Source organism: Streptosporangium sp. LJ11 (assembly GCF_051918945.1).
GTDB lineage: Bacteria > Actinomycetota > Actinomycetes > Streptosporangiales > Streptosporangiaceae > Streptosporangium.
In genome coordinates this window covers 182,407-195,201 of the sequence record NZ_JBPXMB010000020.1, presented here as the reverse complement: position 1 = coordinate 195,201, position 12,795 = coordinate 182,407, and the positions used below count along the sequence as shown (strand labels likewise).

Annotated in this window: 11 protein-coding genes; 3 read left to right on the top strand and 8 right to left on the bottom strand. The window is 70.7% G+C overall.

Annotation, left to right across the window (positions count from 1 at the left end; all coding sequences use genetic code 11):
* The 4 genes from ACTOQ3_RS28300 to ACTOQ3_RS28285 form a co-directional block, all read right to left on the bottom strand.
* Nucleotides 1–255, bottom strand: a complete 255-nt coding sequence (locus ACTOQ3_RS28300; protein ID WP_440086441.1) for a hypothetical protein — start codon at nt 253–255, stop codon at nt 1–3.
* Complete coding sequence (locus tag ACTOQ3_RS28295) at nt 252–644, bottom strand: DUF948 domain-containing protein (RefSeq protein WP_440086440.1); 393 nt, start codon at nt 642–644, stop codon at nt 252–254. The genes ACTOQ3_RS28300 and ACTOQ3_RS28295 overlap by 4 nt, the downstream gene beginning before the upstream one ends.
* A gap of 129 nt (nt 645–773) precedes the next feature.
* Nucleotides 774–2,084 carry a replication-associated recombination protein A gene (locus ACTOQ3_RS28290; protein WP_440086439.1) on the bottom strand — a complete coding sequence of 437 codons (1,311 nt, stop codon included), beginning with the start codon at nt 2,082–2,084 and terminating at the stop codon, nt 774–776.
* 90 nt (nt 2,085–2,174) lie between these two features.
* Entirely contained in the window at nt 2,175–2,636 is a 462-nt protein-coding gene (locus ACTOQ3_RS28285; RefSeq protein WP_440086438.1) for a DUF2231 domain-containing protein, read from the bottom strand.
* Between the two features lie 200 nt (nt 2,637–2,836).
* On the opposite strand from ACTOQ3_RS28285, the gene ACTOQ3_RS28280 reads away from it, so the two are divergent.
* Nucleotides 2,837–3,724 (top strand): peptidylprolyl isomerase, encoded by an 888-nt coding sequence (locus tag ACTOQ3_RS28280; protein ID WP_440086437.1) that lies wholly within the window; start codon nt 2,837–2,839, stop codon nt 3,722–3,724.
* Nucleotides 3,725–4,197: 473 nt separating this feature from the next.
* On the opposite strand, the gene aspS is transcribed toward ACTOQ3_RS28280, so the two are convergent.
* From aspS to ACTOQ3_RS28265, 3 genes are read right to left on the bottom strand one after another with little or no spacing between them, the layout of a single operon-like run.
* Complete coding sequence (aspS, locus tag ACTOQ3_RS28275; RefSeq protein ID WP_440086435.1) at nt 4,198–5,934, bottom strand: aspartate--tRNA ligase; 1,737 nt, start codon at nt 5,932–5,934, stop codon at nt 4,198–4,200.
* The gene (gene hisS, locus ACTOQ3_RS28270) at nt 5,931–7,196 is read right to left on the bottom strand and encodes a histidine--tRNA ligase (RefSeq protein ID WP_440086433.1); all 1,266 of its coding nucleotides are present in this window, start codon (nt 7,194–7,196) and stop codon (nt 5,931–5,933) included. Before hisS ends, aspS begins: the two co-directional genes overlap by 4 nt.
* A 3-nt stretch (nt 7,197–7,199) precedes the next feature.
* Nucleotides 7,200–7,937 (bottom strand): MBL fold metallo-hydrolase, encoded by a 738-nt coding sequence (locus tag ACTOQ3_RS28265; RefSeq protein ID WP_440086432.1) that lies wholly within the window; start codon nt 7,935–7,937, stop codon nt 7,200–7,202.
* 147 nt (nt 7,938–8,084) lie between these two features.
* Between ACTOQ3_RS28265 and ACTOQ3_RS28260 the strand changes: the two genes are divergently transcribed.
* Entirely contained in the window at nt 8,085–8,945 is an 861-nt protein-coding gene (locus ACTOQ3_RS28260) for a peptidylprolyl isomerase (RefSeq protein ID WP_440086431.1), read from the top strand.
* Between the two features lie 65 nt (nt 8,946–9,010).
* On the top strand, nt 9,011–10,240 hold the full coding sequence (locus tag ACTOQ3_RS28255; RefSeq protein ID WP_440086430.1) for a DUF349 domain-containing protein: 1,230 nt from the start codon (nt 9,011–9,013) through the stop codon (nt 10,238–10,240).
* A gap of 186 nt (nt 10,241–10,426) precedes the next feature.
* Here ACTOQ3_RS28255 and ACTOQ3_RS28250 read toward each other — a convergent pair whose 3' ends face one another.
* Complete coding sequence (locus tag ACTOQ3_RS28250; protein ID WP_362675580.1) at nt 10,427–12,622, bottom strand: RelA/SpoT family protein; 2,196 nt, start codon at nt 12,620–12,622, stop codon at nt 10,427–10,429.
* Nucleotides 12,623–12,795 lie beyond the last annotated feature (173 nt).

Genomic DNA, 12,795 nt, shown 5'->3' with positions numbered 1-12,795 from the left:
TCAGCGGCCATCCTTTACGTTGGAGTGATAGGGGTTTTCCACGGTGTCGAGCCCGAACCTGGACCGCAACTCGATTTCCCGCTCGGCGGCGCCCCGCAGGGCCTCCCCGGCGAGGTCGCGTGCCTGCTCCAGGGCTCCGGCGGCGTTGTGCGCGGCCCGCCGGGCCAGGTGGTTCGGGTGCAGTGCCTGAAGCTTACGCATCACCCACACCGCGCCGAACGCGCCCAGCCCCATGTAGAAAAGCCTGCGGATCATCGCGGACGCCTCTCCAGCTCCGCCGCGGCGGGCCTGGCCCGCCTGCGGGAGCCCAGGGCCCTGCGGACGCCGTGGGTGAGGGCCGCGACCTTGATCATCGGCCCGGTGACCAGGTTCTGGGTGACGTCGCTGACCTTGGCCACGTGCCCGCTGACCTGCTTGACGTCCCTGGTGATGGCCTCGATCGCGACCAGCTGCCGGTTGGTCTCGCCGACGGCGGCCGAGACGTCCTCCAGCAGCGGCACGACGCGGTCGCCCAGCTGGGAGACCATCTTGGCGGTCTCGGTGAGCAGCCGGGCCAGCCTGACCATGACGACGGCCATGAAGGAGACCAGGATCGCCCAGGCCATCGCGGCGATCAGCCCCGCGACCTCTCCTGCGGTAAGCATCTGCGGACCCGCTCCCCTCATAGGTTCATAGGTGACCCCGGCCATGGTCGGGCGGATTGCAAAACCCTATCGTGCCCGATACCACTCATCCCCGCTTACCGCGCGCCCCCGGGTGCCCTTCGCGGGAGGTCACTCCCCGCGCAGGAACGCGCGGATCCTGGACCAGCGGTCGGCGAGGCCCGCCTCGGCGCCGTGCCGGGTGGGCTGGTAGTAGCGCCGGTCCCTGAGCTCCTCGGGGGCGTACTCCTGGCGTACCAGGCCGTGCTCGAACTCGTGGGGGTACTTGTAGCCCCTGCCGTGGCCGAGCTGCTTGGCCCCGGCGTAGTGGGAGTCGCGCAGATGGTTGGGGACGTGGCCGATGTTGCCGCGCCGCACGTCCTCGGCGGCCGCGCCGATGGCGTTGATCACCGCGTTGGACTTCGGGGCCAGCGCGCAGTGGATGACGGCCTGGGCCAGGTTGAGCCGCCCCTCGGGAAGGCCGATGAACTCCACCGCCTGGGCGGCGGCCACCGCGACCTGCAGGCAGGTGGGGTCGGCCATGCCGACGTCCTCCGAGGCGAAGATGACGATCCTGCGGGCGATGAACCGGGGGTCCTCCCCCGCCTCGATCATCCGGGCGAGGTAGTGCAGCGCCGCGTCGGCGTCGGAGCCCCGCATGCTCTTGATGAAACCGCTGATCACGTCGTAGTGCTGGTCGCCCTGGCGGTCGTAGCGCACGGCCGCCTTGTCCACCGCCCGCTCCACCACCTCGACGGTGACCTCGCCGTCGGCGATCAGCGCGGCGGCCTCCAGGTAGGTGAGCGACCTGCGGGCGTCGCCACCGGCCAGCCGCACCAGGTGCTCGGCGGCCTCCGGCGCCAGGCTCACCCTCCCGTCCAGGCCGCGCGGGTCGGTGACGGCGCGCTCCAGCACCACCCGGATGTCGTCCTCCGACAGCGACTCCAGGGTCAGCAGCAGCGAGCGCGACAGCAGGGGCGAGATGACGGAGAAGAAGGGGTTCTCGGTGGTGGCGCCGATGAAGGTGACCCAGCGGTTCTCCACGGCGGGCAGCAGGGCGTCCTGCTGCGCCTTGTTGAAGCGGTGCACCTCGTCGACGAACAGGACGGTCTGGCGGCCGGACATGCCCAGCTCGCGCCGGGCCTGCTCGATGGCCGCGCGGACCTCCTTGACGCCCGCCGACACCGCGGAGACCTCCACGAACCGGCGCTTGGTGACACCCGCCACCACGTAGGCGAGCGTGGTCTTACCCGTGCCCGGAGGGCCCCAGAGGAACAGCGACATCGGCGCCTCGGCCTCGACGAGGCGGCGCAGCGGCGTGCCGGGACCCAGCAGGTGCCGCTGGCCGATCACCTCGTCCAGGTTCCGGGGGCGCATCCGCACCGCCAGGGGCTCCTGGCCGCGATGGGCCTCCTCCGCCGCCGAATCGAACAGGCTGTCCACGCCTGAGACAGTACCGCCGCCCGGCGGGGCCCCGGCCCCTCCCGGACGGCGGCGCATCGGACGACCGTGGCGTTCAGGGGCCGTACGGGCTCAGCTTCCCCAGACCGCGACGGCCCCGCTGTGCCCGCTCCGTATCACGTAGTAGAGCGCCACGGCGGCCAGGATCACGGTCAGCGCCGAGACCGCCAGCCCGGCCGGGCGGCCGAATCTGTCACCGCGGGTGACGTGGACGAGGGCCAGCGAGACCGCTCCGAGCGCGAGGGTGACGAGCAGCAAAGGGGTGCCGAGGTCCGCGTGCTCGGCGATGCGCTCGCCGAGCCGGCCCTCGACGGAGGCGAAGCGGCCCTCCTCCAGCGCCTCCCCGCTCTGCCGCGCCACGAAGACGCTCACCGGCACGACCGGGGCGAGCCCGACCACCGCCCAGGTGAGCACGGGCCGCGTGCGCGGCGCCAGCGCGTACGCGGCGGCGAGCACCGCCAGGAGCGGCGTCAGGACCACGGCCGCGTGAACGATCAGGGGGTGAAGGGGCAGGCCGAGGATCTCGTCGAACATGGGGGCGCTCCGGTGGTGCGTGGTTCATCATCAGCAAGTACGGATCCCACCATGGGCGGGTTATGGGGAGCGTGAAGAGATCCCCCCTTCCCCTCTGTCCCCATCTGAGGAATTCCGCCACTTACGTACAGCACATGTTGGGGCCGGTACTCTTTTCGCCAGCCCGTACCCATGGAACATCAATCTTGGAGGACATAGCGGTGAGCGCCGAGGACCGCCAGAGCCAGCTGGCTCGGGAGCACAAAGAGCGGCAGGCGAAGCGTGCCGAGCAGACGAGCGCGTCGAAGCGCAACGTCGTCATCGGAGCCGTCGCCGCGGTGGTCGTCGTCGCGGGGGGACTGTTCGCCGGAGTCACCCTCCTTGGAAACGACGGTGACGACGCGAAGACCAACGCCGCCGCCACCAGTTCACCGGTTCCCTCGGAGACCGCGGCCGTGACGCCGGAGCCGACCTTCACGGCCGATCCGGCCGGCACGAAGTGCTCCTATCGCAAGGACACCAGCGGCAGCCCGGCGAAGAACGTGGGCATGCCGCCGACCAAGCCCAACCTGAAGCTGAAGACCATGACGATCACCACCAACCACGGTGACGTCGTGATCGACCTGGCGACCGCGCAGGCCCCCTGCACGGTCAACTCCTTCGCCTTCCTGGCCAGGAAGAACTTCTTCGACAACACCAAGTGCCACCGCCTGGCCACCCCCGAGAACTCCGGCCTGAGCATGCTGCAGTGCGGCGACCCGCAGGCCAAGGCCGACGGGAAGAACCGGACCGACGGCCAGGGCAGCTCCGGCTACGTCTACGACAGCGAGAACCTCGGCGGGATCCCTTACAGCAAGGGCACGGTCGCGGTGGCCCAGGCCGTCGACGCCGTCAACCAGAACGGCAGCCAGTTCTGGATCTCGCTCGGGAACGAGACCGAGCAGGTGGAGAAGGCCTACACGCCTTTCGGTGTCGTCTCCAAGGGCATGGAGATCCTTGACGAGATCGCCAAGGGCGGGTGGATCACCAATCCCGAGGACATCACCGGTGACGGTGGTTCCACCGCCCCCAAGATCCCGGTGATCATCAAGAACGTGCGGCTCTCCTAGCCGGAACCGTGGCGGCCCGCCGCCGCAGGACGCCCCGCCGGTCGGACGACCGGCGGGGCGTTTTCGCGTCCGCGCCCCGCACGCCCCGGACACGCCCGCGCCCCTCCGTCCTCCACGCCCTCGCGCCACTCACGCCGGACCCCGGCTCCGCACATCCCGGGCAGGTCCCGCCTCGCCCGCCCCGGACGGCGTGCGGACGGCGCGGCCGGTACGCGGCCGCCGCAGACCTCAGCGTGACCGTGTGCGGGCCACGACGCCTCCCCGCCCTTAGGGGACCGGACGCCCCTGGCCGCCGCCCAGGAGGCACGTGAGGCGCACGGAGGGGCACAGGGGGGCACAGGGGGTCATCGCGGCTCATTTCCCGTGGCTCCGGGCTCCGGACACGGCGAGGGCCCCCGGAACACCGTCCGGGGGCCCTCGTCACATCTGGCTCACACCTGGCTCACCTGGCTCACATCCGGGGAGGACCCGGATCAGGCGTCGGCCTTGGGCCTGCCGTCGACGCCCGCCTCCTTGCGCTGCTCCACCGTGATCGGGGTGGGCGCGCCGGTCAGCGGGTCGAACCCGGAGGCCGTCTTCGGGAAGGCGATGACGTCGCGGATGGAGTCGGTGCCCGCCAGGAGCATGCAGATCCGGTCCCAGCCGTAGGCGATGCCGCCGTGCGGCGGGGGGCCGTACTTGAACGCCTCCAGCAGGAAGCCGAACTTGCTCTCCGCGTCCTCCTTGGAGATGCCCAGAACGTCGAAGACGCGCTGCTGCATCTCGGCCCGGTGGATACGGATCGAGCCGCCGCCGATCTCCATGCCGTTGCAGACCATGTCGTAGGCGTAGGCCAGGGCCTCGCCGGGGTGGTCCTGGAAGGTGTCGGCCCATTCGGGCTTGGGGCCGGTGAAGGGGTGGTGGACCGCGGTCCAGCCGCCCTCGCCGTCCTCCTCGAACATGGGGGCGTCGACGATCCACAGGAAGTTCCAGGCCGACTCGTCGATCAGGCCGCAGCGACGGCCGATCTCCAGGCGGGCCGCGCCGAGCAGGTCGCGGGAGGCGGAGGCGGCACCGGCCGCGAAGAAGATCGCGTCACCGGGGGCCGCGCCGACCTTGGCGGCCAGGCCGGTCGACTCGGTCTCCGACAGGTTCTTGGCGACCGGCCCGCCGAGCGTGCCGTCCTCGCCCACCAGCACGTAGGCCAGGCCCCTGGCGCCGCGCGACTTGGCCCACTCCTGCCAGCCGTCCAGCTCCTTGCGGGTCTGCGAGGCGCCGCCCGGCATGACCACGGCACCCACGTACGGCGCCTGGAACACCCGGAAGGTGGTGTCGGCGAAGAAGTCCGTCATCTCGACGAGCTCCTGGCCGAAGCGCAGGTCGGGCTTGTCGGAGCCGTAGCGCGCCATGGCGTCCCGGTAGGTCATCCGGGGCAGGGGCGTCGGCAGCTCGTAGCCGACCGTCTCCTTCCAGATGCGGCCGATGAGCCTCTCGCCCAGCGCGATGACGTCGTCCTGGTCCACGAAGGACATCTCGACGTCGATCTGGGTGAACTCCGGCTGCCGGTCGGCGCGCAGGTCCTCGTCGCGGTAGCACTTGGCGAGCTGGTAGTAACGCTCGAGACCGGCGACCTGGAGAAGCTGCTTGAACAGCTGGGGCGACTGGGGCAAGGCGTACCAGCTGCCGGGCTGGAGCCGGACCGGGACGAGGAAGTCTCGGGCGCCCTCCGGGGTGGAGCGGGTCAGCGTCGGGGTCTCGACGTAGGTGAACCCCTGCTCGTTCATCACCTCGTGGGCGAGGTACGTGGCCCGGGAGCGGATGCGCATCGCGTGCGCGACCTGCTGGCGGCGGATGTCGAGGTAGCGGTACTTCAGCCGCGCCTCCTCCGAGATGCCCGCGGTGCCCTCGATGGGGAACGGCAGCGGCGCGGACTCGCTGAGCACCTCGACCTCGGAGGCGACGACCTCGATCGCGCCGGTCGGCAGCTCGGGGTTCTCGTTGCCCTCGGGGCGGACCCGCACCTCTCCGACGACCTTGACGCAGTATTCGGCGCGCAGGCCGTGGGCGTCGTCCTCCTCGCGGAAGACCACCTGGGCCGAGCCCGAGGCGTCACGCAGGTCGATGAAGACCACGCCGCCGTGGTCGCGGCGCCGCGCCACCCACCCGGCGAGCGTCACCCGCTGCCCGGTGTGCTCCTCGCGCAGTGATCCCGCTTCGTGCGTGCGGATCATTTGTCCAGTCTCTCCTTCAACATCGTGACGATCTCGGCGAGCGGTACGGCGCTCTGGTCCCCGCTGCCCAGGTCCTTGACCTGGGCGGTCCCCGCGGCGATGTCCCGCTCGCCGAGGATCACCGCGTAGCCGGCACCCGAGCGGTCGGCGCCCTTCATGGCGCCCTTGACGCCCTTGCCGCCGAACGACATGTCGGCGGCCAGGCCCGCCCGGCGCAGCTCGGTGACGAGCTGGAACATCCGGCGGCGCGCCTCCTCGCCCAGCGGCACACCGTACACCTGCACGCGCGCCTCGGCGCTCTCGTCCCCGAACAGGCCCTCGGCCTCCATGGCCATGACCGTGCGGTCGACGCCCAGCGCCCAGCCGACGCTGGGCAGGGCGGGCCCGCCGAGCATCTCGCTCAGCCCGTCGTAGCGGCCACCGCCGCCCACCGCGGACTGCGAGCCGAGCCCGTCGTGGACGAACTCGAACGTGGTGCGCGTGTAGTAGTCGAGGCCGCGGACGAGCCGGGGGTCGTCGGTGTAGGCCACGCCGGAGGCGGTCAGCAGCGAGCGGACCTCCTCGTGATAGGCCTTGCACGCCTCGCACAGGTGGTCGACGACCAGCGGCGCGCCGGCCAGCTGCGCCTGCACCTCGGGGCGCTTGTCGTCGAGCACGCGCAACGGATTGATCTCGATTCGCTGCCGGGTGGGCTCGTCGAGGTCGAGGCCGCGCAGGAAGTCCTGGAGCGCGGCCCGGTAGACGGGACGGCACACCTTGTCGCCCAGCGTGTTGATCAGCAGCCGGACCCCGGTGAGCCCCAGGGCGGCGTAGCCGTCGACGGCGAGCAGGATCAGCTCGGCGTCGAGCGCCGGGTCCTCCGAGCCCAGCGCCTCGGCGCCGACCTGCCAGAAGTGGCGGTAGCGGCCCTTCTGGGCCCGCTCGTAGCGGAACTGGCTGCCCGAGTACCAGAGCTTCACCGGCAGCTGCCCGTTGTGCAGGCCGTGCTGCAGGACCGCCCGCACCACCGACGCGGTGCCCTCGGGGCGCAGCGTGATGGAGCGCCCGCCCTTGTCCTCGAAGGTGTACATCTCCTTGGAGACGATGTCGGTCGACTCGCCGACACCGCGGACGAACAGCGCGGTGTCCTCGAAGACCGGGGTCTCGATGTAGCCGTAGCCCGCGCGGCGGGCGGGCTCGGTGAGCGCCTCGCGCACGGCGAGCGCCCGCTCGGAGCGCGGCGGAAGCCAGTCGAAGGTGCCCTTGGGCGCCTGCAAAGTCATTTTCTAAAGTCCCCTGCCGGGGCCGCGGTCGTGCCCGGCTCCCGCGGGGCCCGCGGGAGCCGCTCCCGCGGCCGCCTTCGCCTCCGCGAGGTACGGGTTGGTGGCACGCTCGTGACCGATCGTGGTCTGTGGTCCGTGGCCGGGCAGGACCACCGTGTCCTCCGGCAGCGGCAGGCACTTGGCCGCCAGGCTGCGCAGGATGGTCGGGTAGTCGCCGCCCGGAAGGTCTGTGCGGCCGATGGAGCCGGCGAACAGCAGGTCGCCCGAGAACAGCACGTCCGGGATCTCCTCGGTGCTGGGCAGCCTGAAGGTCACCGACCCCCTGGTATGGCCGGGGGTGTGGTCGACGGTGAGCTCCAGGCCCGCCAGCCGCAGCACCTCGCCGTCGGCGAGCTCGCGCACGTCGTCGGGCTCGGTGAAGGTGAGCCCGCCGAACATCTGCTGCTTCGTCGACAGCGACAGCCCCTTGCCCGGATCGGACAGCAGATCGCGGTCCTCCGGGTGGATCCACGCGGGAACGTCACGCGCGCCGCAGACCGGGGCGACCGACCACATGTGGTCGATGTGCCCGTGGGTGACCAGCACCGCGACCGGCTTGAGCCGGTGCTCGCGCAGCAGGTCGTCGAGGTCGCCGACGGCGTTCTGACCGGGATCGACGACCACGCACTCCTCGCCCGCGGCGGGAGCGACGAGGTAACAGTTGGTCTGGAAGGACCCTGCGGGAAAGCCGGCGATGAGCATCTGCCTCAGCTGATCTCGTCAAGAATGCGGATGGGAATGTAACCGAAGGGTACCGGTGCGGGTCGGCGGGCTGCGAACCATTACCCATTGGCCGATACGATTCGCCCACCTCATTAAGTACTACTCGGCACTCGGGAGGGCGAAGCGGTGAGCGGCAAGGAGCGCCAGAAGCAGTTGGCGCGCGAGCACTACGAGCGGCAGATGCAGCGACGCGTCGAACGCGAGGCCAAGGTCAAGCGCAACGCGATCATCGGCAGCACCGCGGCCGGTGTGGTCGTGGTGGCGGGTGTGATCGCCGCGACGACCATGTTCGGGGGCTCCGACACGACGGCGACCGCGACCACCGACCCGGCCCCGTCGGACAACGCCTCCCCGGCCGCCTCGGAGGCCGCGGGCCCGCAGCCCAAGGCCTTCGACCCGGCGAGCGGCACCTGCGGCTACGTCGCGGAGGCGGGCGGCGGCCCGGCCAAGAACGTGGGCCTGCCCCCGGAGAAGGTCGACCTGACGCCCAAGAAGATGACCCTGAAGACCAACCTGGGCGACATCGTCATCAAGGTGTCGGCCGACAAGACCCCGTGCACGGTCAACTCCTTCGCCTTCCTGGCGCAGAAGAAGTACTTCAACGGCTCCAAGTGCCACCGGCTGGGCTCCGACCAGTTCCCGATGCTGCAGTGCGGCGACCCGCTGGCCAAGGCCGACGGCAAGAACCCCACCGACGGCCAGGGCGGCCCCGGCTACCGCTTCGTGAACGAGAACCTGGAGGGCGCCAAGTACACCCGCGGCGTCGTGGCCATGGCCAACAGCGGTCCCGACACCAACGGCAGCCAGTTCTTCATGGTCTACGGCGACACCCAGCTGCCGGCGCAATACACGCCGTTCGGTACGGTCACCAAGGGCCTGGAGATCCTCGACAAGGTGAACAAGGCGGGCTTCCTTCCCCCGGGGGACGGCGGCACCGGGGCGCCGAAGGAAACCGTCGAAATCAAAGACGTGACAATGTCCAGTTAGAGCTGACGTAATACATACAAGGGGCGGTAAGTCCCGAAAGGCTGATGAAAGTGCGGGAGGACACGGTGAGCACCGACCCGTGGGGCCGGGTAGACGACGACGGCACCGTCTACGTACGTACGGCTGAGGGAGAGCGGGCCGTCGGGTCCTGGAAGGCCGGCGAACCGGAGGAGGCGCTTGCCTACTTCCATCGCAAGTTCGACGAGCTGGCCGGGCAGGTCGCCCTGCTGGAACAGCGGGTCCGCGGCACCGACCTGCCACCCGCCCAGGCCGAGGCGACGATCGTCAAGCTTCGCGAGGCGATCACCGACGCGCACGCGGTCGGCGATCTCGACGCGCTGCTGAACCGCCTCAACGCCCTCACGGAGCTGGTCGCCCAGCGCCGGGAGGAGGTCAAGGCCGCTCGCGACGTGGCCAGGGCCGAGGCCAAGGGCGTCAAGGAGCGGATCGTCGCCGAGGCCGAGCGCATCGCCGACGACACCACCCACTGGAAGACCGGTGGCGAGCGGCTGCGCCAGCTGATCGAGGAGTGGAAGGCCGCCGAGCGCATCGACCGGGTGACCGAGGCCGCGCTGTGGAAGCGCCTCTCGGCGGCCCGTACGGCCTTCGCCAAGCGGCGCAAGGCCTACTTCGCGGGGCTGGACGAGCAGCGTGAGGGCGTGCGTTCCACCAAGGAGCGCATCGTGGCCGAGGCCGAGACGCTGGCCTCGTCCACCGACTGGGGCGCCACCGCGTCGGCCTACCGCGAGCTGATGCAGGAGTGGAAGACGGCGGGCAGGGCCTCCCGCGAGGTCGAGGACGAGCTCTGGGGTCGCTTCAAGGGCGCCCAGGACCAGTTCTTCCAGGCGCGGTCGGCCGTCTTCGCCGAGCGCGACGCCTCGCTGGCGGCCAACGCCGAGATCAAGGAGCAGCTCCTGGTCGAGGCGGAGAAGATCCTTCCGGTCACCGACGCCCGCGCCGCCAGGAGCGCCCTGCGCAACCTCCTGGAGCGATGGGAGGCCGCGGGCCCGGTCCCGCGCGAGCAGCGCGACCGCCTGGAGGGTGGCCTGCGCAAGATCGACGAGGCGGTCCGCAAGGCCGAGGAGACGGAGTGGAAGCGCTCCAACCCCGAGGCCCGCGCCCGCGCGCAGAACACGGTCGACCAGCTGCGCAAGTCGATCGCACAGCTGGAGAGCCGCCTGGCCAAGGCCAGGGACGCGGGCAAGGACAAGGACGTCAAGGACTCCGAGGAGGCCCTGGCCGCCCGCCGTTCCTGGCTGGAGGAGGCGGAGCGCACGCTCGCCGAGTTCTCCTGACGCCCGGCGCCGTCACCGGCTGACGACGCGACCCCGGGGCCGCGGGGACACTCCCACCACGGGAGTGCTCCTCGCGGCCCCGCCGCCTGTGGCGGGGCCGCCGGGCACGGACGGGCACGGACGGGCCGGTCGCGAGGCAGGCGGGGTCGCCGGAGGGGCCGTACGGGACGGAGCGGGCGGGAGCCCTCAGGAACCGGCGCCGCTGACCCGGTAGACGTCGTAGACGCCCTGGATGTTGCGGACGGCCTTCAGGACGTGGCCCAGGTGCTTGGGATCGCCCATCTCGAAGGTGAACTTGCTGATCGCCACCCTGTCCCTGGACGTCGTCACCGACGCCGACAGGATGTTGACGTGCTGGTCGGAGAGGGTGCGGGTCACGTCGGAGAGCAGCCGGGGCCGGTCGAGCGCCTCGACCTGCAGCGCGACCAGGAACACCGAGTCGTCGGCGGCGGACCAGGCGACCTCGACCAGGCGGTCGGGCTCGGACTGGAGCTGGTCCATGTTGGGACAGTTGGTGCGGTGCACCGACACGCCGTGCCCGCGGGTGACGAAGCCCACGATCTCGTCGCCGGGCACGGGGGTGCAACATCGCGACAGGCGTACCCAGACGTCGGAGTCGCCCGCGACGACCACTCCCGCGCCGCCGCTGCCGCGGGGGCGCCCGCGCAGCTTGGTCGGCACGGAGGTCTCGGCGATGTCGTCCTCGGCGCCCTCGACTCCCCCGATGGACGTCACGAGCTTCTGCACGACCGTCTGCGCGGCCACGTGGCCCTCACCGACGGCCGCGTAGAGCGCGGAGACGTCCGGGTAGCGCAGGTCCCTGGCGAGGGCCAGGAGGGACTCTCCGGACATCAGGCGCTGCAGCGGCAGGCCCTGCTTGCGCATGGCGCGGCCGATCGCCTCCTTGCCCGCCTCGATCGCGGTCTCGCGGCGCTCCTTGGAGAACCACTGCCGGATCTTGTTGCGGGCCCGGCCGGACTTGACGAACTTCAGCCAGTCGCGCGAGGGGCCCGCGTCGGGCGACTTGGAGGTGAAGATCTCCACCGTGTCGCCGTTGCCCAGGCGCGACTCCAGAGGCACCAGGCGGCCGTTGACCCTGGCCCCGATACAGCGGTGGCCCACCTCGGTGTGCACGGCGTAGGCGAAGTCGACGGGCGTCGCGTTCTCCGGCAGGGCGATGACCTGGCCTCTGGGGGTGAAGACGTAGACCTCGGAGACCGACAGGTCGAACCTGAGCGACTCCAGGAACTCGCCCGGGTCGGCGGTCTCCTTCTGCCAGTCGAGGAGCTGGCGCAGCCACGCCATGTCGCTGGCGGGCTTCAGCTTCGTCCCGGGAGGACCGGAGACGGTCATGTCCTCCTTGTACTTCCAGTGCGCCGCCACGCCGTACTCGGCCCTGTGGTGCATGCCGTGGGTGCGGATCTGCAGCTCCACCGGCTTGCCCTCGGGGCCGATGACCGTGGTGTGCAGCGACTGGTACATGTTGAACTTGGGCATCGCGATGTAGTCCTTGAACCGGCCGGGGACCGGGTTCCATCGCGCGTGGATCGTGCCGAGCGCCGCGTAGCAGTCGCGGACCGAGTCGACCAGCACCCGGATGCCGACCAGGTCGTAGATGTCGTCGAAGGCGACGTCCCTGGCGATCATCTTCTGGTAGACGGAGTAGTAGTGCTTGGGGCGGCCCTTGACGGCCGCGCGGATCTTGGCGTCGCGCAGGTCTCCGGAGACCTTCTCGATGACCTCCTGCAGGAACAGGTCCCTGCGCGGGGCCCGCTCCGACACCATCCGGGCGATCTCGTCGTACCGCTTGGGATAGAGCATGGCGAACGCGAGGTCCTCCAGCTCCCACTTGATGGTGTTCATGCCCAGCCGGTGGGCGAGCGGCGCGAAGATCTCCAGCGTCTCCCGCGACTTCTGGTGCCGCTTGTGCTCGGGCAGGTAGCGCATGGTGCGCATGTTGTGCAGCCGGTCGGCGAGCTTGATCACCAGCACCCGGATGTCGCGGGACATCGCCACGACCATCTTGCGCACGGTCTCGGCCTCGGCCGCGGCGCCGAACTTGACCTTGTCGAGCTTGGTGACGCCGTCGACCAGCAGCGCGATGTTGTCGCCGAAGTCCGAGCGCAGCTCGTCGAGACCGTAGGCGGTGTCCTCGACGGTGTCGTGCAGCAGCGCCGCGCACAGCGTCTCGTCGTCGGTGCCGAGCTCGGCCAGGATCGTGGCCACCGCCAGCGGATGGGTGATGTACGGGTCGCCGCTCTTACGCTTCTGGTCGCGGTGGTGGTAGGCGGCCACGTCGTAGGAGCGCTCGATGAGCCGCAGGTCCGCCTTCGGGTGGGTCGCGCGGACCGTCCGGAACAGCGGCTCCAGGACCGGATTCATGCCGCCACCCCACTGCCCCCCAAAACGTGCGAGCCTTCGCCTTACCGCCGGCTTCTCCTCGGCGGCTCCGGACATGGCGGAACCGGCATCGCCTGCTGGGACGGCCGTCTCGGGACCGCCACCGCCGGCGGTCGCGTCGGGGACGACCACATCACGGGGCACTCAGACTCCTT